Source organism: Plantibacter sp. MDV22-iso1 (assembly GCF_058408345.1).
Genome location: NZ_JBZVDY010000001.1, coordinates 430,739 through 450,226, shown reverse-complemented (window position 1 = coordinate 450,226; position 19,488 = coordinate 430,739). Strand labels below are relative to the sequence as shown.

Below are 19,488 nucleotides of genomic sequence, written 5' to 3'. Positions count from 1 at the left end.
ATCACGAGCCCCCGTGATACGAGATAATAGGGGTCAGTCGAACAACGAGAGGGGACTCGCATGGCCGCAATGAAGCCACGCACCGGAGACGGGCCAATGGAGGCCGTGAAGGAGGGTCGGCTCATCATCGTGCGAGTGCCTCTTGAAGGGGGAGGGCGTCTCGTCGTGTCGGTCAACGACGCAGAGGCTCAAGAACTGCATGATGCACTCGCGGGTGTGGTGAGCGCGGGCTGATCCCCGTCACCGACGCCGCATGAGTCGAGAACCGGCCGTCATCACTGCTCTCAGAGTCAGGATGGCGGCCGGTTCGTCGTCGTGCGGAGGAGGGCTCAGAGGTTCGGTTTGGTGATCTGCAGGAGGCCGTCGCCGGCGGGGGACAGGGCGCTGACAACCGCGTCGGACGCGGAGATCTCCTGGACGAGCGAACGGAAGAGTCCTGTGGTCTCGTCCCGCTGAGCCGGATCGGCCACGCGACCTCGCCAGAGCGCATGCGGGACGAGCACGGTGCCGCCGGGACGCACCAGTCGGAGTCCGTGCTCGACGTACTCGATGACCGATCCTGGGTCGCCGTCGACGAGGACGAGGTCGTAGGAGTTCTCGTTCATCCGCGGCAGGACGTCGAGCGCGCTGCCGGTGATGAGGCGGATGCGGTTGGTCGTGATGCCGGCCTCCGTGAACGCCGCGCGTGCTTGCTGCTGGTGCACGATCTCGGTGTCGATGGACGTCAGCACCGCGCTCGTGGCACCGCGGAGCAGCCAGAGCCCGGAGACGCCGGTGCCGGTCCCCACCTCGACGATGGACTCCGCGCGGGTGGCCGCGGCCACCACCGCGATCTGCGCGCCGATCGCCGGGGAGATCGGTTCGACACCCAGTTCGTGCGCGTGAGCGCGGGCCGTGAGCATCGCCGCGCTCTCGACGACCACGTCGCCCGCGTACTTCCAGTTGAGATTGTGTTCTGACACCTTGCCTCCGGATCCCAGCGTATGGCCTGGAACTGCTCCGACAGCTGAGGCTCGCGCGGTAGTCTGATGTCGTGTTCGGTCTGACCTTCGACAAACTCCTCATCATCGGGGTCATCGCCGTGTTCCTGCTGGGTCCGGAACGGCTGCCGTACTACGCCTCGCAACTGGCGCGACTCGTCCGCACCCTCCGCGACCTCGCCTCCGGCGCCAAGGACCGGATGCGCGAGGAGATGGGGCCGGAGTTCGACGAGGTCGACTGGAAGAAGCTCGACCCACGTCAGTACGATCCGAGACGCATCATCCGCGAGGCGCTCCTCGACGACGAGCCCCCGGTGACGCCGACGGTCGCGACGACCGCTCCGCTCGACGCGGCTCCCGCAGCCGCCGCTGCAGCCGTTCCGTCGCTCGAGAAGCCGAAGTCGATCCAGGCGGCGACCGATGAGCGCCTGCGCAGGCTGGCCGCCGGAGAGACCGCCGCGCCGCCGTTCGACCTCGAAGCCACCTGAGTCCGCTTCGGTCGCACGCGTCCGACCCGGACGGCTCAGTTCGTGCTGACGCCGAGACGACGACCGGCGAGGCCACGCGGTCTCGCAGCGAGCTGTCCGGCCAGCCGGAGGATCTCGGCGGCCGCGGGATCCGTCGGATCCGAGAGCACGATCGGCAGCCCGGCGTCTCCACCTTCCCGAAGCGGGACGCTGAGCGGGACCGAGGCGAGGAGCGGTACCGGTGCGTCCTGGCCGATCGACAACCGCGCTGCGAGCGCCTCGCCACCTCCGGAGCCGAACAGCTGCAGGACGCTGCCGTCGGGCTGGGGGAGACCCGCCATGTTCTCGATGACGCCGTGGACGCGCTGCCCGGTCTGGCGAGCCACCACGCCGCTGCGCTCGGCCACCTCGGCGGCGGCCGGCTGCGGTGTCGTGACGACGAGCACCTCGGCGTGGGGGAGCAGCTGGCCGATGGAGATGGCGACGTCCCCGGTGCCGGGCGGGAGGTCGAGGAGCAGGACGTCGAGGTCGCCGAAGAACACGTCGGTCAGGAACTGCTGGATGGTGCGGTGGAGCATCGGTCCGCGCCAGGCGACGGCGACGGCGGTGGTGCCGTCCGTCGGTGCGTCGATGAACATGCCGATCGAGACGACCTTCACGCCGTGGGCGACCGGTGGCAGGATCATGTCGCCGACCTGCGTCGGTTTGACGGCCACGCCGTCCTCGACCAGGCCGAGGAGCCCCGGGATGGAGAACCCGTGGACGTCCGCGTCGACCAGGCCGACCCGCAGACCACTGGCGGCGAGTGCGACGGCCAGGTTCGCGGTCACCGTCGACTTCCCGACACCGCCTTTGCCGCTCGTGACGGCGTACACGCGGGTCAGTGAGTCCGGGCCGAACGGGATGCCGCGGGCGCTGCGGCCGCCTCGCAGGCGCTCCGTGAGCGCTTGACGCTCCGCGGTCGACATCACCTGGACGTCGACCGCGACGCTCGTGACCCCGGGGGTCGCCGCGGTGGCCTCACGCACGTCGCGCTCGATGCTCGCCGCTGCCGGGCAGCCGACGATCGTGAGCTTGATCGTGACGTCGGCCGCACCGTCATCGTCCACCGTGATCGGGCCGAGCATGTCGAGTTCGGTGATCGGTTTGCGGATCTCGGGGTCGATGACGCGGGCGAGAGCAGTCCTGATCCGCTCGGCGAGGCCGGTGTCAGCCGCGCCGACGTCAGCCACGCCGACGCTCGGGCCCGTCGTGTTCGGGCTGGTCGGTGCGATCCCGATCGAGTTCCTCGAGCAGGGAGCGCAGTTCGGCGCGGATGAAGTCCTTCGACGCCATGTCCTTGAGGGCCAGGCGCAGCGCGACGACCTCACGGGCGAGGTACTCGGTGTCGGCGAGGTTCCTCTCGGACCGCTGCCGGTCCTGCTCGATCTGCACGCGGTCGCGGTCGTCCTGGCGGTTCTGGGCGAGCAGGATGAGCGGCGCCGCGTAGGAGGCCTGGAGGGAGAGCACGAGCGTCAGGGCGACGAAACCGATGTCGACGGAGTCGAACCGGAGGGCGAGCGGTCCGTAGGTGTTCCAGCCGATCCAGAGGATGACGAAGAGCGTGAGGCCGAGCAGGAACCACGGGGTGCCCATCGCCCGCGCGATCCACTCCGTGAAGCGGCCGAAGCGGTCGCGCGAGGCCGGCGCGCGGCGGATGGACCGCACGGAACTGCGAAGTCCCTTCGGAGCGTCGAGCCTGATCTCATTGCGGGGAGCTCGTGCCACGACCTGCCCTCCTTCCGTTCGATCCGAGCCGCTGTTCCGACGGCGGGAGTTCGTCGTTCTCGTCGATGCTGCGCCAGTCGTCGGGGAGCAGGTAGTCGAGCACGTCGTCGATCGTCACGACCCCGAGCAGGCGGTGCTGTTCGTCGACGACGGGCACCTGGACGAGGTTGTAGCTGGCGAGGATCCGCGAGACCTCGGCGGCGGAGGTACGGACGCCCACCGGGTCGAGGCTCTGATCGAGCAGCGTGCCGAGGCGCTCGTGCGGCGGGTAACGGAGCATCCGCTGGAAGTGCACCATCCCGAGGAAGCGTCCGGTGGGCGACTCGTACGGCGGCAGGGTGATGCACACGCCTGCGGCCAGCGCGGGAGCCAGCTCGGAGCGGCGGATCGACGCGAGGGCCTCCGCGACGGTGGCGTCGGCGGAGAGGATGATCGGCTCGGTCGTCATGAGACCACCCGCGGTCTCCGGGTCGAACCGGAGCAGCATGCGGACGTCCTCCGCCTCCTCCGGTTCCATGAGCTCGAGGAGGTGCTCTCCGCGATCCTCGGGGAGCTGGGCGATGAGGTCGGCGGCGTCGTCGGGCTGCATCTGGTCGAGGACGTCAGCCGCGCGGTCGTCGTCGAGCTGGCCGAGGATCTGCACCTGGTCGGTCTCGGGCATCTCCTCGAGCACGTCCGCGAGTCGGTCGTCGGACAGCTCCTCAGCAACCTCGATCATCCGGTCGCGCGGGAGGTCGAGGAGCGTGTTCGCGAGGTCGGCCGGTTTCAGGTCGGCGTAGGTCGCGATGAGCTGCTCGGCGGACTGCGCCTCGCCGAGTTCCTGCTCCTCGCGCAGCTCGTTCCAGGTGGCGAAGGTCGTCGGGCCCTTCACGAAGGGGGAGGCGGTGGTCTTCGGGCGGCGGACGAACAGCTGCGACACCTGCCACTCGCCGGGCCCCTGCTCCTCGATGGCGACATCCTCGATCGTCGCCTCCTCGCCGGTGGTCCGGAAGACGACACGTCGGCCGAAGAGTTCGGCGATCACGCGTACCTCGCCACCGCGCTGCTCGAACCGGCGGACGTTGATGAGTCCCGTGGTGATGATCTGCCCGGCACCGATGCTCGTCACGCGGCCGATCGAGACGAACACGCGGCGCTTGCCGGGGATCTCGACGATGAGGCCGACGACCCGCGGTGGTTTGCCGGTGCGGTAGACGACGAGCACGTCCCTGACCTTGCCGACACGATCGCCCGCGGGGTCGAAGACGGTGCACCCGGCGAGCCTGGCGACGAACACTCTGGTTGCACTCACGACTACTAACCTACCCGCCGGTGGTCGGCCTGGAGTGCCCGCTCCGGGCGGGGTGAGAGGATGGAGGTATGAGTGATCCGCGACAGTTCGGCCGGAAGGGCGCCCCGGCGCTCGGCGTCATCCCGCGAGGCGAGACGGTGGCCAGCTACGAGAGCTACGAGTCCGCGCAGGCCGCGATCTCGTCGCTCGCCCACACCGATTTCCCGGTCAAGGAGATCTCGATCGTCGGCAGCGATCTCAAGAGCGTCGAACGCGTCACCGGTCGCCTCAGCTACGGCCGTGCTGCGGGAGCCGGTGCGGTCAGCGGTGCCTGGCTCGGACTGTTCCTCGGGCTCGTCCTCGTCATCTTCAACCCCGAGACGAACCTCATGCTGCTCGGTGCCGCAGTGCTCATGGGTGCCGCGTTCGGCATGCTGTTCGGCATCGTGTCGTACTCGGTGACCCGCAAGCGGCAGGAGTACACCTCGGCCACGCTCGTCGTCGCGACGCGCTACGACCTCATCGTCGGCGGTGAGCTCGCGAACCGTGCACGCAACCTCCTGGAGCGCGGCCCGGAGACCGACGCGGGTTGATCCAGCCGCGCCAGGCTCCGAGCCGTCGCCCGACGGACGGGCTCAGCGCGCGAGCCAGGCCTCGACCTCGTCCGCGGTGCGCGGGATGCCGGCGGAGAGGTTCTCCGCGCCGTCCTCGGTGACGAGGATGTCGTCTTCGATCCGGACGCCGATGCCGCGGTACTCCTCGGGGACCGTGAGGTCGTCGACCTGGAAGTAGAGGCCGGGCTCGATGGTGAAGACCATGCCTGGCTCGATCACGGCGTCGGCGTACATCTCGCGACGTGCCTGGGCGCAGTCGTGCACGTCGGTGCCGAGGTGGTGGCTCGTCCCGTGCACCATGTACCGCCGGTGCTGCTCGTTCTCCTTCAGGAGGGCTTCCTCAGCGGTGACGGGGAGCAGGCCCCACTCGGCGGTCTTGCGTGCGATGACCGCCATCGCGGCCGCGTGCACCTCGCGGAACCGGATGCCGGGGCGGACGATGGCGAAGGCCTCGTCGGCCGCCTCGCGGACGGCCTCGTAGACCCGGCGCTGGACCTCGGTGAACGTGCCGGACACCGGGAGCGTGCGGGTGATGTCGGCGGTGTAGTAGCTGTCGAGCTCGACGCCGGCGTCGATGAGGATGAGGTCGCCCGGGACGACCCGTCCGTCGTTGCGTGTCCAGTGGAGGATGCAGGCGTGCGGTCCTGCGGCGGCGATGGTCTCGTAACCGACGCCGTTCCCATCGGCGCGAGCCCGCCCGGCGAAGACGCCCTCGACGATGCGCTCGCCGCGCTCGTGAGCGAGGATCTTCGGGAGTTCGGCGATGACGTCGTCGAAGCCGCGCGCGGTCGCGTCGACGGCGAGACGCATCTGCGCGATCTCGTAGGCGTCCTTCACGAGGCGCATCTCCGACACGGCGCGCGTCAGCTCGTCGTCGACGTCGACCGTGAGATCGGCGGCGTCGGCCGTGAACGCCGAGAGGTCGGCGGTCGTGACCGCGAGGTCGGCTGCCACCTGGGCGAGCGACGGACGTGCACCGATCCAGAACTCGCCGATCGCGGCGTTCGTGTAGAACTCGTCGGTGTCGCGGCCCGCTCGCTCTCGGAAGTACAGGGTCGCGGTGTGGCCGGACCCCTCGGGATCGAGCACGAGGACGCTGTCTGGTTCGGTGTCGGCCGCCCAGCCGGTGTAGTACGAGAAGGCGGAGTGCGCCCGGTACAGGTAGTCGGTGTCGTTCGACCGCTGCTTCATCCCGCCCGCGGGGAGGACGAGACGCTGACCGGGGAACTGAGCGGACAGGCGTTCACGACGAGCCGCTGCCAGGCCGGCGGTCTCCCGCGGCTCCGGCAGGACCTCGGGGCGGTCCGCCCACCCGGTGCCGATGAAGGCACGGAAGCCCTCGGACCAGGCGGCCGCCCGGTTGGAGGTCGCCTCGGTCTGGACGGTGTTCGAACTGGATGTGTCTGCGGAAGTCGCCATGCCTCCATTGTCGCACTGCGGTGGCGACAGGTGCCCGTCGCTCAGCCCGCCGTGCGGGGGAGCAGCGTCGCGACCACGGGCCGGTGATCGCTGCCGGTGCCGTCGACGTCGGTGAGGACGCGAGCCGACACGGTGACCCATCCCGGTGACGCCATGACATGGTCGATCGGCGCGCCGAGGACCGCCGGGAGCTCGGTCGGCCAGGTACCGAGCCCGGCTGCCGCGTCGGCCGCGGCGGCGTCGTGGCATGCGCCCAGGTCGCCGACGCCGCGCAATCCGGCGAGGTGGTCGAGCGTCGCGTTGAAGTCACCGGCCATGATCATGTCCGCGTCGTCGGTGCAGCGGTCGGCGAGATCGGCGAGTTCCGAACGCCAGTCGTCGAGCCGACTCGGTAGTGGGGCCGTGGTGTGGACGGCGACGAGGGTCGGTCCGCGACCGAGGACCGGATCGGCGATGAGGGTCTCTGAGCGTTCGATGGCGGTCGGCCCGGTCGCCGTCGGTGCACGGACCGCGTACTCGCCGAGTCCGGTGCTGATGAGGAGGCTCGTCCCTCCTGCGTCGGCGGCGGTCGAATGCGCCACCATCGGCCGTCCGGCGGCGGTCATCGTGGCGGCGACGACCGCCGCGGTGTCGGACGAGGTCTCCGGGAGGGCGACGACGTCGGCGCCCTCACGCACCGCGATCGCCGCGATCGTCCCGGGGTCGACGGCGTCGCCGAGGGTGTTCCAGGCGAGGACCGTGACCTGATCCGCGAGATCGGTCGCCTCACCGGCGACCATCTGATCGTCGACCCCGCGGTTGGCGGTGACGACGGCGCCGGTGACCGAGACCGCGGCGAGGACGACCGCCAGGATGGCGGGGAGCACGCGGCGGGATCCCCGGACCAGGATCGTCGTCACGAGGCAGAGGAGGGCGCCGCCGGCGGCGGCGATCGCCACGACGAGGCGGAACGCGCTCAGTTGGACGACGACCTGGGCCTGTTCGAGACCGAACAGGCCGGGGAGGACGGCCACGACCAGCAGGGCCGTGGTCGCGATCGCGAGCACGGCCGCGATGACGCCACCGACGGTCTTCAGCACCCGCGTCAGCGTAGGCGAGCGGTCTGGGAGTCCTCGGGGCGGGACCTGCGACTAGGGTGGAAGCGTGGTGAGCGCTCGAGACATGCACGGCCCCGCCGATCTGCACACGCACTCGAGCGTCTCGGACGGCACGGAGACGCCGACGCAGCTGATGCGCGCTGCCGGTGCCGCAGGGCTCGGCACGATCGCCCTCACCGACCACGACTCCACCGCCGGTTGGGCCGAGGCGGCCGTCGAGTCGCGTCGCCAGGGCATCACCCTGCTCCCCGGAATGGAACTGAGCACCCGCTACGAGTGGCGGAGCGTGCACCTGCTCGCGTACCTCATCGATCCGCTGAACGGCGACCTGCTCCAGGAGACCGCGAAGATCCGGGAGTCCCGGCTCCGGCGGGCCGAAGGCATCGTGGCACGCATCGGTGACGACTACCCGCTGTCCTGGTCGGACGTCCTCGCGCAGACCCGCGAGGGCGCGACAGTCGGCCGGCCCCACATCGCCGACGCCCTCGTCGCCCTCGGGATCGTGGCCGACCGTGGTGAAGCCTTCGACGGCATCCTGCATCCGCGCACCGGGTACTATGCGCCGCACTACGCGCCCGACCCGCTCACGGCGGTCAAGCTCGTCCGCGCCGCCGGTGGTGTCCCGGTGATCGCCCACCCGGTCCCGGCCGGTCGCGACCGGATGCTGCCGGAGCCGTACTTCCGCGAGCTCGCCGATGCGGGTCTGTTCGGGCTCGAGATCGAGCACCGCGAGAACACCGAGGAGGGCAAGGTCGTCGTGCGCCGGATCGCCTCCGAGCTGGGCCTCGTGGCTACCGGCTCGAGCGATTATCACGGCACCGGTAAGCCGAACCGCCTCGGCGAGAACACCACGGACATCGACGTGGTCCGACGCATCGTGGCCGAGGCCACCGGCTCGGCGCCCGTCCTGCCCGACTGACCCGCGGCGCGCCGGGAGCTCCCGTCGGACCTCTTCCGGTCACTGAGCCTGTCGAAGTGCCCACGGGGCGTCCGGCTCCGAGCGCAGCGCTCGCGACATGCGGAACGCCCGCATCCGGAAGGGTGCGGGCGTTCTGCGCGGTGGATCTAGGCCGTCGGTGCCGGGGGTGCGGTGCGGCGCGTCCGGCTCCGACGGCGGGGAGCGCTGTTGCCGTCGCGGTGCTCCGGACCGTGGCCGTCGTGTGTGCCTGCCGCAGGCGCGCTGCGGTCGACGGTGTCGGTCGAGGCGGCGTCGTGCGTCCGCGAGTGGGCGCGGGTGCTCGGCTGGGACTCGAGCCGGGTGCTGGTCGGCTGGGTGCGGTCGCCTCCGCGTCCGCCGCGCTCACCACCGCGACCGCCGCCGGTCCGCGAACCGTCGCGTCCGCCGCCGGTCCGGGAACCGTCGCGTCCGCCTGCGCTCCGCGAACCCTCGCGTCGCGGAGCGGGCTCGACGGCCTTGGCGGGCTTCAGTCGGCCCTTCGTGCCTTCGGCGATCCCGAGGTCGGTGAACAGGTGCGGGCTCGAGGAGTAGGTCTCCGTCGGCTCCGGCTGGCCGAACTCGAGGGCGCGGTTGATGAGCGCCCACTTGTGGAGGTCGTCCCAGTCGACGAACGTGACGGCGATACCCGTCTTCCCGGCACGACCGGTACGGCCGACGCGGTGGAGGTACGTCTTCTCGTCCTCGGGGATCGTGTGGTTGATGACGTGGGTGACGTCGTCGACGTCGATGCCACGGGCGGCGACGTCGGTGGCGATCAGGACGTCGCGTTTGCCGGCCTTGAACGACGCCATCGCCCGCTCGCGCTGCTCCTGGTTCAGGTCGCCGTGCACCGCCGCGGCGTTGAACCCGCGGTCGGTCAGTTCCTCGACGAGCTTCGCGGCGGCACGCTTGGTCCGCGTGAAGATCACGGTCTTGCCGCGACCCTCGGCCTGCAGGATGCGCGAGATCACCTCGTCCTTGTCGAGCGAGTGCGCGCGGTAGATGAGGTGCTTGATGTTGGCCTGCGTGAGCCCCTCGTCGGGGTCGCTCGCCCGGATGTGGATCGGCTTGCTCATGAAGCGGCGGGCCAGGGCCACGATCGGACCGGGCATGGTCGCCGAGAACAGCATCGTGTGACGCGCGGCGGGGGTCTTGGAGAAGAGCTTCTCGATGTCGGCGAGGAAGCCGAGGTCGAGCATCTTGTCGGCCTCGTCGAGCACCATCTCGGTGATGCCCGAGAGGTCGAGGAGACGCTGGTTGTTGAGGTCGATGAGACGGCCGGGCGTGCCGACGACGATCTGGGCGCCGGCCTTCAGCTGCTCGATCTGCCCCTCGTAGGCCTTGCCGCCGTAGATGGAGACGAGCGTCGTGGACCGGTTCGAGATGAGGATCTCGATGTCCTCGGACACCTGGACGGCGAGCTCACGGGTCGGGACGACGACGAGGGTCTTGACGCCGGGAGCCGGGTCGAGGCCGAGGCGCTGGACGATCGGGATGCCGAACCCGAAGGTCTTGCCCGTGCCCGTCTTGGCCTGGCCGATGATGTCCTGGCCGGCGAGCCCGAGGGGGATCGTCTGCTCCTGGATGGGGAATGGTTCGATGATGCCCTTGGACGTGAGGGCGTCGACGATGTCCTGGTCGACACCGAGATCAGAGAAAGTCACGGAGATACCTGTCAGTGCAGTCATGGTCTACACCTTCGATTGCACACAGGTGTAGGGCCCCGATCCGACGCCGGGGCACGGCTATTCTACCCGGGACGTCCCGAGAGGCCGCTGGGCGCGCGGAACACGGCGATCGGCGTGCTGCGGATAGGGTGGTCGCATGGCTCGTTGGTTTGCACGACGTCGGCGTCCCGGCACGCAGACGCCTCGTCTGCGCTCGCGGGAGGACGCCGTCCAGGCGACCCGCGTCGACCTCCACGAGCTCGCGCCCAGCACCGCGGACTACCTCGGTCAGGTGGCGCAACTGCAGCTCGGGTTCTTCATGACGCTGTCGTTCGCGGTCGAGCACGCTCCGAACGACGCCGATCGGGAGACAGTCGCCGAGGCCGCCGCCACGGCGCTGCGCAAGCACCAGGCGCTGCTCGCGTGGCTCCGGAGGACGAGCGACGACCCGGGCGCCGTGCTCGAACCCTACGCACGCACGCGGGACCAGTTCCAGGCGATCCTGCGAACCGGCACCTGGGACGAACTCCTGCTGGGCGTCCTCGTGGCGCGGGGCTTCCTCGACGAGTTCTTCGCGCAGCTCGCGCGCGGCCTGGACGGAGCGGACGCCCGCGATCTGGCTGCGATCGTCGCCCCCGGTCCCGAGGAGGACCCGCTCGTCGGGATCCTGCACCGGGTGATCGCATCGCACCCGGAGCGCGCTTCGACGCTCGCGATGTGGGGCCGCCGGTTGCTCGGCGACACCATGCTCGTCGCCAGGTCGGCCCTCGTCACCGAGAGCAAGGCGCTGCCGGACGACGCCCGGGTCGAACCGGTCTACACGGAGCTCATCGCGAACCACACCAGACGGATGGACGCGCTCGGGCTCACGGCCTGACCGGTCGTCCACTCCGACACGACGACGCCGCCGCTCCGGCTGGAGCGACGGCGTCGATCGATCGAGCGCCTCGGGTCAGGCGGCGACGCCCTGCTGCAAGCGGGTCAGCATCGCCTCGTCCGACGAGGTGCGGACGCGGACGAGCACGAGGTCGACCACCACACTCACGACGACGGACGCGCCGAAGGCGAGCACCCAGATCCAGCCGCCGTCCCACGCCATGCCGGCCCACGTCGCCGCGACCCAGACGACGGCGGCGACGAGCGTCGCGACCGCCGGGATGAGGGCTGCGCCGTGCTGGTCGCGGCCGGGCAGGAGGTAGCGGACGGCGAGACCGAGGATGGCGCCGCCGAGCACGACGAAGAGGAGTTCCATGGTCAGCCGACGAATCCGATGCGGCGGGACTCCTCGGTTCCGAGCTCGACGTAGCCGATGCCCGCGGTCGGGATGAGGTAGCTGGTGCCCTTGTCGTCCTTGAGTGCGAGCAGCTTGGCGTCCGTCTCGAGCGCGGTCTTGACCGCCTGCTCGATCTCCGACGCGGGCTGCGAGGTCTCGAAGCCGATCTCGCGAGCGCTGTTGAGGATTCCGATGCGAATTTCCACCTTGAGTGCCTTTCGGTTGCGTAGGGCAAGACTACGGGAGTCGTGGTCCTCCGACCGGCGCGGGCCGGCTGCTGTCAGCGAACAGCGGAACGCCGGTCGGCCGTCGCGGTGATGTCGGGAGCCTCCGGTAACGTGCGGACCATGACCGTTCCCGACGCCTCCGACGATCCGACGGGTGCGGTCCGTGACGCGGGCCGCGCGCCCGCCGGCGACCCGGCTGTCGGCACGGGTGTCCGGCTCGACGACTCGCAGGACGCCGTGCTGCGGCTCGCGGACGGCCGGTCCGCCGTCGTACTGGGGGCTCCCGGCACGGGCAAGACCACGACGCTCATCGAAGCGGTGGCGGAACGCGTGCACTCGCGCGGTCTGCGCACGGACGAGGTGCTCGTCGTCGCCTCCTCCCGGTCGTCGGCGCAGGTCCTCCGCGACCGCCTCGAGGCCCGGGTGGCGCGCGCCACACCCGGATCCCTGGCGCGCACGGCCATCTCCCTCGCCCTCGAGGTCATCGCGGGCTCCGGGGCGTTCGCCGGTTCAGGACGACCGCGGTTGCTGACGGGCGGCGAGCAGGATCAGACCATCGCCGAGCGACTCCTCGGCGACGAGCAGGACGCGACCGGCCCGCTGTGGCCCGCCGAGCTCGGTCCCGAGGTCAGGCGCCTGCAGGGGTTCCGCACCGAGCTCCGGAACCTCATGGAACGCAGCGTCGAGCACGACGTCGCGCCGGCCGAGTTGCGCCGGCTCGGTGCGGAGCACGGGCGTCCCGAGTGGGTCGCGTCCGCGGGCTTCATCGAGGGGTTCCTCGCCGACGACTGGCGCGGACACCTCACGCCCGCGGCGGCCCTCGCCCGCGCCGTCCGGCTCCTCGACGACCAGGAACCGGGGACGGGTGTGCTCGGCAGCCTGCGGGTGGTCTTCGTGGACGACGCCCAGGAGGCGACCCACGGCGTCCTGCAGCTGTTCGCCGCGCTCGCCCGACACGGGGTCGCGATCGTCGCGTTCGGCGACCCCGACCTCACGACGGGTGCCTTCCACGGTGCCCGTGCCGACGCCCTCGGGCGGTTCGCCGAGGTGCTCGGCCGCCCGGTGGACACGCTCGTGCTCGAGCAGGTCCACCGCGGGACACCGGACATCCGGGCGACGGTCCGCGGCGTCGCCGAGCGCATCGGCACGGCCGGCGCCGGACTCCACCGCACAGCAGCATCACCGGTCGACGACGCGGGGGCCCCTGAGCATTCCGTCGTCACGGTGGCGGCCGGTTCCCCGGCCGAGCAGATCGCGGTCGTCGCACGCTTCCTCCGCGAGCGCCACGTCCTCGACGGCGTCGCGTGGGCCGACATGGCGGTGGTCGTCCGCAGCGGCGGGCTGATCCCGGCGATCGAACGGGGCCTGTCCTCCCTCGAGGTGCCCACCCGGGCGAGCACGGGCGGAGCACCGCTGCGCGACCACCCGTTCGTCAGGTCGGTCCTCCTCGCCATGTCGGTGGCGCTCGGACGGACGCCGCTCGACGCCGATGTCGTGACCGAACTCCTCCACAGTGCGCTCGGCGGACTGGACTCGATCGGGGTCAGACGACTCCGGGCCGCGCTCCGCCACGCCGATCTCGCTGAGGGCCTCGACCGCAGTGCGGACCGCCTGCTGGAGGAGGCGTTCGCCGTCCCCGGTGCACTCATCGGCCTCGAGACGCCCTCCGCCGCCCGCGCCCGCTCACTCGCCGACAGCCTCGCCGAGGCGAGCGCGCAGGCCGCGGCGGGCGCGTCGGCCGAGGAACTCGTCTACGGCCTCTGGTCGCGGAGCAGGCTCGAGCGGTCTTGGGTCTCACTGTCGAAGGGCAGCGGTCAGGCCGCCGAGGAGGCGAACCGCGACCTCGACGCGATCACCCAGCTGGCCGATGCGGCACGGACCTTCGTCGAGGCGGAGCCCGACACCCCGGCCTCCGTCTTCCTCGACCGCCTGCTCGAACAGACGGTCGGCGACGACTCCCTCGCGCCGACGGGCCTCAGGGAGGCGGTCACGATCGCGACGCCCGCCGCCCTGGTCGGGACCGCGTTCGACACGGTCGTCGTCGCCGGCATGCAGGACGGCGTGTGGCCCAACCTGCGGGTCCGCGACTCACTGCTCGGCGCCTCGGAGCTCGTGGAGCTGCTGGAGGGCACGGCCACGGCGACGGCGGACGCACGACGCGCGGTCCTCCACGACGAGCTCCGACTCTTCGCCCAGGCGACCTCCCGTGCGCACCGGTCGCTCATGGTGGTCGCGGTCGTCGACGACGACCACCAGGCGAGCCCGTTCCTCACGCTGCTCCCGGAACCCGATCCGCACCGGGCATCCCTGTCGCCCCTGTCGCTCCGCGGCCTCGTCGGCACCCTGCGTCGCTCGCTCACCCGCCGGATCCGCCCCGCGGACCCTGCCGAGCGTGCCGCGTCCGCCTCGGCCCTGGCCATCCTCGCGACAGCGGGAGTCCCCGGCGCCCCGACCGAGGAGTGGTACGGCGTGGCCGCACCGAGCTCGACGGCACCGCTGCACGACCCCGCCGTCGAGGAGCTGCCGGTCTCCCCGTCCCGCATGGAGGCCTTCGAGGAATGCCCGCTGCACTGGGCGATCGCCCGACTGGGCGGCGGTGCCTCCGGGTTCGCCTCCGGTCTCGGCACGATCGTGCACGCCGCGCTCGAGCACGCGGAGTCCTCCGACGAGGCCGCGCTCTGGGCAGCGGTGGAGGACCGCTGGGACGAACTCCACTTCGAAGCGGACTGGGAGGGCGCGGCGACGAAACGGCGTGCGGCGGAACTCGTCCACCGGCTGTCGGCGTACCTCCACGACGCGGAGCGGGCGGGCGTGACCTCGATCGGCAACGAGAGCCGGTTCAGCCTCCGCATCCCCATCGGTGAGCTGGGCGGCGCGGCCGTGCTCGGCGGCTCGATCGACCGCGTCGAGCTCGTGCCCGACACCGACGGGACACGACGCGTCGTGATCGCCGACCTCAAGACCGGCGGCTCGGCGCCCAGACAGGACCGGGAGGTCGCCGACATGGCGCAGCTCGGCGCCTACCAGCTCGCGCTGGCGTCCGGCGCGATCACCGGTACGGAGGGGCTGCTGAGCGGTGGCGCGAAGCTCATCGTCGTGTCGGCCGGCACGAAGCGCAAGGAGTACTACGACCCGGCCCAGCCCGCCTTCGACGACGAAGCCCTCGAGCGCTTCCGCGAGCGTGTCCTGGCGGACGCGGTCGGCATGGCGGGAGCGGTGTTCGAGGCCCGTGTCGGGACCCACTGTCATGACCCGTTCGCGTTCGGCGAGTGCGCCATCCACGTCGTCCCGGCGGTGAGCTCATGAGCACAGAGGAGACCTACTCGGCCGAGATGCTCGCCGGCCTGCTCGGCCTCCCACAACCGACGACGCAGCAGGTCGAGGTCATCGAGGCACCCATGGCCCCGGTCCTCGTCGTCGCCGGTGCCGGCAGCGGGAAGACCGAGACCATGGCCTCACGCGTCGTGTGGCTGCTCGCCAACCGGCACGTGAGCGTCGACGGGATCCTGGGGCTCACCTTCACGAGGAAGGCCGCGGGTGAGCTGGCGGCACGGATCGGCAAGCGGATCGCCGCCCTCCAGGACATCGGGATCCTGGATCCCGCGGCAGACACCCTCTTCGACCGTCCCGAGGTGTCCACCTACAACGCCTATGCGAACGCCCTGTTCCGCGACAACGCCCTCCTGGTGGGCCGTGAGCCCGAGTCGGTCCTGTTGTCCGAGGCGTCCGCCTGGCGACTCGCGCGACGCGTCGTGGTCCGGCACGGAGACGAACGGCTCGCCACCCTCGGCAAGTCCGTCGACCAGGTCGCCGAGCTCGTCCTCTCGCTGAGCCATGAGCTCGCCGAGATCGACGGCACCACCGAGGAGCTGCTCGGCTTCGTGGAACGGTTCGTCGACATCGGCGAGCTCCCCGACGGCGGTCGCGGGGCGTACGCGCAGATCGACCAGGCCGTCGAGGTCGTGGGTGCCCTGCCGGTCCTGCTCGACCTCGCGCACCGGTACGCCGACGAGAAGCGCCGGCAGGGACTCGTCGAGTTCTCCGACCAGGTCGCCCTCGCGCTCGCCGCCTGCGAACGTTCGCCGAAGGTCGCCGCCGTCGCGCGCGATCGCGCGGGCGTCGTCCTGCTCGACGAGTACCAGGACACCTCGGTCGTGCAGACCAGACTGCTGTCGACCCTGTTCGCCGACCACCCCGTCATGGCGGTCGGCGACCCGCACCAGTCCATCTACGGCTGGCGCGGCGCGAGCGCGGCGAACCTCGCACGGTTCTCCCGCGACTTCGGTCGCGAGGTCGCCGCCACCCAGTTCAACCTGTCCACGAGTTGGCGGAACGACCATACGGTCCTCGAAGCCGCGAACGTCCTCGTCCGCCCGTTGCAGCAGCAGGCGCAGACGGCGGGGAAGCTGCGCGTCCTCGACCTCGAGCCGAAGCCCGGCGCCGGGGCGGGCTCCCTCGCCGTCGAGTTCCCCGAGACCGGTGCCGAGGAGATCCGGATGGTCGCCGAGTGGTGCGCCGACCGGTTGCTCGCCGAACGCGGGGGAGATCCGGCCGGTTCGGCAGCGATCCTGTTCCGGGCGCGTCGACCGATGCAGGAGTTCGCCGACGGCCTCGCCGCCCTCGGCGTCCCGCACCACATCCTCGGCCTCGGCGGTCTGCTCTCCTCGCCGGAGATCGTCGACGTGACGGCGGCACTGCGCGTCATCCACGATCCCGGTGCCGGGTCCTCGCTCATCAGGCTGTTGAGCGGACCACGCTGGCGGATCGGCGTCCACGACCTCGGTCACCTCGTGGAGGTGGCCCGGTACCTGCAGGCCATCGACTGGAAGACGAAGCGGTACGACGCCGAACTGGCCGCCCGGCTCCGCGAGTCGGTCGCCGACGACGACGGGCGGTCGATCATCGACGCGCTCGACTTCATCGCCGCCGACCGCGTGCCGGCCGGCCTCGCCGCCGGGTTCACCGACGAGGCGCGTTCGCGTCTCCGGGAGGCCGGTCTGGTGTTCGCCTCCCTGCGGCGTCGTGCGGGCAGCGGCCTCCCCGATCTCGTCAGAGCGGTCGAGCGCGAGTTGCGACTCGACATCGAGGTCGTCGCGAACGAGTCGACCGGATCCGCGGCGCGCGCTCCGGCCAGACTGCAGGCGTTCCACGACGAGGTCATCTCGTTCATCCAGGCGGAGGAGCAGGTGACGCTCGGCAGCCTGCTGGCCTGGATCGACCGCTCGCTCGCCCGAGACGACCTCGGACCGGCGAGCGACGCACCCGACCAGGGTGCGGTCCAACTGCTCACCATCCACGGTTCGAAGGGCCTCGAGTGGGACCATGTCGCGATCCCGCGGCTCGTGGTCGACGAACTACCCGCCAAACCGAAGGACGGCAAGGGTTGGGTGCGTCTCGGGACGCTGCCGTACGACTTCCGAGGCGACGCGGCGGAGCTGCCGGAGTTCGCCTGGCGGACGGCCGAGACGCGGAAGGAGGTCGTCGACGCTCAGCTCGCCTTCTCGGAGGCGCTCGGCGAACGCGCGCTCGACGAGGAACGTCGCCTCGCGTATGTGGCGGTGACCCGCGCCAAGCACGACCTCCTGCTCACCGGCTCGTTCTGGTCGGGCGATCGGAAGCGGCCCCGTGCTGCGAGCACCTATCTTCTGGAGCTGGCGTCGGCGGGCGTCATCGCACCGCTCCCCGCCGCATCCGCCTTCGAGGAGAACCCGGTCGACTCCGGTGCCGCGGTCCTCGACTGGCCACTCGATCCGCTCGGAGCGCGTCGGAGCGTCGTCGAACGGGCGGCGGCCGAGGTCGAGCAGCGGCGCGGGCGACCTGAGTCCGAGCTGCTGGCGACCCTCGGCCCCCTCGAGAACGAGCTGACGCTGCTCCTCGAGGAACGACGCCGTGCCGCGACGACGACCGCGCGCGGTGAACTCCCGGTGCGCATCCCCGCGTCCAAGTTCAAGGAGTTCGTCACGGAACCGGAGGCCGCACTCGAACGACTGCGTCGCCCCGTCCCGCAACGGCCATACCGGCAGACCCGCCTCGGAACCCGGTTCCACTCGTGGGTCGAGGCGCACTACGGACGCTTCGGATTGCAGGAGCTGGTCGACGCGCTCCCCGAGGAGCTCGACGTCGAACGCCCGGGGCCGGACGCGTCGGAGGGGATCGGGTTCGAGGAACTCACCGAACGGTTCCTCGCCTCGGAATGGGCCGACGTCCGGCCGGTCGAGGTCGAGACCGAGATCCACGTGCCGCTCGGCGACACCGGACGAGTGGTGGTCTGCAAGCTCGACGCGGTGTTCGAACGCGGGGACCGGTTCGAGATCGTCGACTGGAAGACCGGCGCGGTACCCACGACGCCGGAGGACGTACGGAACGCCTCGTTCCAGCTCGCGCTCTACCGTCTGGCGTACGCGCACCACCGGGAGGTCGACCCCGAGCGCATCGACGCCGTGCTCTACTACGTGAGCCACGACGTGCAGCTCCGGCCGGAACGCCTCTACTCGGAGGAGGAGCTCCTGTCGGAGTGGGAGCGGTCCTTCGGGGAGGCGGCCGAGTCCCAGAGCTCGAACGACGAGGTGTCGATCTGATCCGTGGCGTTCGGGTCCGCATCGGTTCCGGCGTGGTCGCGATCGTCGTCGGTCTCAGCGTCGTCCGTGTCGTCGACGTCCGAGCCGCCGGGATCGCGGCCGAGGGCGCGCTCGAGCTCTGAGCGGTCGTAGGTGTCGGTCTGCATGGCGATGCCGGGGGAGGACGAGCCGATCGGTGTGCGGTCGAGCATGTCCTCGACCTCGTCGACGTCGAGGACGGGTCCGGTCGTGGTGCCGAGGGGGTCCGTCACGTCGCCGAGCACGCGGTCGACGAGCCCGTCGAGCATCGCGACGGCGTCCTCGACGATGGTCTCGTCGTGGCTGTCGCGACCGTGCAGGAGCCAGCGCGCGATCTCGAGTTCCGCGTAGAGCCGGGCGCGGAGGGTGACGAACCGGTCGGGTCCGCGAGAGCACGAGGCGGCGTAGGCGGACAGGGCCTGCTCGCCGGTCGCGCCGAGCGTCGCGATCCAGTGGAGGTCGAGGGCCGGGTCGCCGACCCGCAGTGAGCCCCACTCGATGACGCCGTTGACGAGGCCATGGCCGTCCTGACGGATGACGAGCACGCGGTCCGCGGCGAGGGATCCGTGGATGACGGTGGGCTGGAACTGCCAGAGCGAGTGGTCCTCGACGGCCGCCTGCCAGCGCTCCCGGACGGCGGTCGGGAGGAGCCGCGTCTCGGCGGCGCGGGACACGATGCGGTGCGCGTCCGCCCGGATGAGCTCGGTGGACAGCAACGGGAGGCCCGCTTCCGCGATGAACGCCGTCGGGAGGGAGTGGATCGCGGCGACCGCGGCACCGAGCGAGTCCGAGAGGACCTCGTCGCGGCCGAGCGCGGTCGGGTCGAGGTGACTGCCGGCCACGAAGTCGAGCACGACGGCGCGAGTGCCGTCGACGGGCAGTTGGCCCACGACGGTCGGGGCGTCGAAGGGCAACCTGCTGCGGATACCGGGCGTGAGTGCGCGCAGGGCGATGAGGTCCGCGGACTGCTCCGTCTCGGCCTGCTGCGAGGTCGGGATGCGCACGATGAGCTCGCGCCCGTCGCCCGTCACGAGACGGGCCGCGTCGTAGTTCCCCTCGCCGCCGGCGGTGTGCGCGCCGGACCCGCGGACCTGGAGGTCGGCGACGGCCGAGGTGGCCAACGCGGCTAGAGTGAGATGGGATCTGGCCATGACATCCAGGGTACGGGGCCGTC

General features: G+C 71.0%; 17 protein-coding genes. 7 read left to right on the top strand and 10 right to left on the bottom strand.

All coding sequences use genetic code 11. The annotated features are described in order from the left end of the window. Positions 1 to 60 precede the first annotated feature (60 nt). Positions 61 to 234 carry a DUF3117 domain-containing protein gene (locus tag AC4PMY_RS02140; RefSeq protein WP_079002123.1) on the top strand — a complete coding sequence of 58 codons (174 nt, stop codon included), beginning with the start codon at positions 61 to 63 and terminating at the stop codon, positions 232 to 234. Between the two features lie 95 nt (positions 235 to 329). On the opposite strand, the gene AC4PMY_RS02135 is transcribed toward AC4PMY_RS02140, so the two are convergent. Continuing rightward, positions 330 to 962: an O-methyltransferase gene (locus AC4PMY_RS02135; RefSeq protein ID WP_064296167.1), complete on the bottom strand. Its 633-nt coding sequence runs from the start codon at positions 960 to 962 to the stop codon at positions 330 to 332. Between the two features lie 71 nt (positions 963 to 1,033). Here AC4PMY_RS02135 and AC4PMY_RS02130 point away from each other — a divergent pair, with 71 nt between their 5' ends. Further along, complete coding sequence (locus tag AC4PMY_RS02130; RefSeq protein ID WP_064296168.1) at positions 1,034 to 1,468, top strand: twin-arginine translocase TatA/TatE family subunit; 435 nt, start codon at positions 1,034 to 1,036, stop codon at positions 1,466 to 1,468. Positions 1,469 to 1,503: 35 nt separating this feature from the next. Here AC4PMY_RS02130 and AC4PMY_RS02125 read toward each other — a convergent pair whose 3' ends face one another. The 3 genes from AC4PMY_RS02125 to AC4PMY_RS02115 are packed head-to-tail and all read right to left on the bottom strand — an operon-like array spanning position 1,504 to position 4,505. Beyond that, a complete protein-coding gene (locus AC4PMY_RS02125) occupies positions 1,504 to 2,679 on the bottom strand; it encodes an Mrp/NBP35 family ATP-binding protein (RefSeq protein WP_491621886.1) in 1,176 nt (391 codons plus the stop codon). Beyond that, a complete protein-coding gene (locus tag AC4PMY_RS02120; RefSeq protein WP_121290016.1) occupies positions 2,672 to 3,214 on the bottom strand; it encodes a DUF1003 domain-containing protein in 543 nt (180 codons plus the stop codon). The genes AC4PMY_RS02125 and AC4PMY_RS02120 overlap by 8 nt, the downstream gene beginning before the upstream one ends. Further along, positions 3,192 to 4,505 (bottom strand): magnesium transporter MgtE N-terminal domain-containing protein, encoded by a 1,314-nt coding sequence (locus AC4PMY_RS02115; RefSeq protein ID WP_064296171.1) that lies wholly within the window; start codon positions 4,503 to 4,505, stop codon positions 3,192 to 3,194. The genes AC4PMY_RS02120 and AC4PMY_RS02115 overlap by 23 nt, the downstream gene beginning before the upstream one ends. A gap of 68 nt (positions 4,506 to 4,573) precedes the next feature. On the opposite strand from AC4PMY_RS02115, the gene AC4PMY_RS02110 reads away from it, so the two are divergent. Next, on the top strand, positions 4,574 to 5,077 hold the full coding sequence (locus AC4PMY_RS02110) for a YflT domain-containing protein (RefSeq protein ID WP_079705546.1): 504 nt from the start codon (positions 4,574 to 4,576) through the stop codon (positions 5,075 to 5,077). A gap of 42 nt (positions 5,078 to 5,119) precedes the next feature. On the opposite strand, the gene AC4PMY_RS02105 is transcribed toward AC4PMY_RS02110, so the two are convergent. Both AC4PMY_RS02105 and AC4PMY_RS02100 read right to left on the bottom strand, forming a co-directional pair. Further along, positions 5,120 to 6,517 carry an aminopeptidase P family protein gene (locus tag AC4PMY_RS02105; RefSeq protein WP_064296173.1) on the bottom strand — a complete coding sequence of 466 codons (1,398 nt, stop codon included), beginning with the start codon at positions 6,515 to 6,517 and terminating at the stop codon, positions 5,120 to 5,122. 41 nt (positions 6,518 to 6,558) lie between these two features. After that, on the bottom strand, positions 6,559 to 7,596 hold the full coding sequence (locus tag AC4PMY_RS02100) for an endonuclease/exonuclease/phosphatase family protein (RefSeq protein WP_071261019.1): 1,038 nt from the start codon (positions 7,594 to 7,596) through the stop codon (positions 6,559 to 6,561). Positions 7,597 to 7,678: 82 nt separating this feature from the next. Here AC4PMY_RS02100 and AC4PMY_RS02095 point away from each other — a divergent pair, with 82 nt between their 5' ends. Then, positions 7,679 to 8,533, top strand: coding sequence for a PHP domain-containing protein (locus AC4PMY_RS02095; protein WP_314139490.1), 855 nt, complete (start codon positions 7,679 to 7,681; stop codon positions 8,531 to 8,533). 146 nt (positions 8,534 to 8,679) lie between these two features. Here AC4PMY_RS02095 and AC4PMY_RS02090 read toward each other — a convergent pair whose 3' ends face one another. After that, on the bottom strand, positions 8,680 to 10,239 hold the full coding sequence (locus tag AC4PMY_RS02090) for a DEAD/DEAH box helicase (RefSeq protein ID WP_399542920.1): 1,560 nt from the start codon (positions 10,237 to 10,239) through the stop codon (positions 8,680 to 8,682). Positions 10,240 to 10,375: 136 nt separating this feature from the next. Between AC4PMY_RS02090 and AC4PMY_RS02085 the strand changes: the two genes are divergently transcribed. Next, complete coding sequence (locus AC4PMY_RS02085; RefSeq protein WP_491621885.1) at positions 10,376 to 11,095, top strand: ferritin-like fold-containing protein; 720 nt, start codon at positions 10,376 to 10,378, stop codon at positions 11,093 to 11,095. 75 nt (positions 11,096 to 11,170) lie between these two features. On the opposite strand, the gene AC4PMY_RS02080 is transcribed toward AC4PMY_RS02085, so the two are convergent. Next, positions 11,171 to 11,470, bottom strand: coding sequence for a hypothetical protein (locus tag AC4PMY_RS02080; protein ID WP_079705552.1), 300 nt, complete (start codon positions 11,468 to 11,470; stop codon positions 11,171 to 11,173). 2 nt (positions 11,471 to 11,472) lie between these two features. Continuing rightward, the gene (locus tag AC4PMY_RS02075; RefSeq protein WP_491621884.1) at positions 11,473 to 11,697 is read right to left on the bottom strand and encodes a DUF3107 domain-containing protein; all 225 of its coding nucleotides are present in this window, start codon (positions 11,695 to 11,697) and stop codon (positions 11,473 to 11,475) included. A gap of 141 nt (positions 11,698 to 11,838) precedes the next feature. Between AC4PMY_RS02075 and AC4PMY_RS02070 the strand changes: the two genes are divergently transcribed. Continuing rightward, complete coding sequence (locus AC4PMY_RS02070; RefSeq protein WP_491621883.1) at positions 11,839 to 15,024, top strand: PD-(D/E)XK nuclease family protein; 3,186 nt, start codon at positions 11,839 to 11,841, stop codon at positions 15,022 to 15,024. Next, positions 15,021 to 18,296, top strand: a complete 3,276-nt coding sequence (locus AC4PMY_RS02065; protein WP_491621882.1) for an ATP-dependent helicase — start codon at positions 15,021 to 15,023, stop codon at positions 18,294 to 18,296. The genes AC4PMY_RS02070 and AC4PMY_RS02065 overlap by 4 nt, the downstream gene beginning before the upstream one ends. On the opposite strand, the gene AC4PMY_RS02060 is transcribed toward AC4PMY_RS02065, so the two are convergent. Next, entirely contained in the window at positions 18,206 to 19,465 is a 1,260-nt protein-coding gene (locus AC4PMY_RS02060; RefSeq protein ID WP_079002135.1) for a phosphotransferase, read from the bottom strand. The genes AC4PMY_RS02065 and AC4PMY_RS02060 overlap by 91 nt on opposite strands. Positions 19,466 to 19,488: the final 23 nt, after the last annotated feature.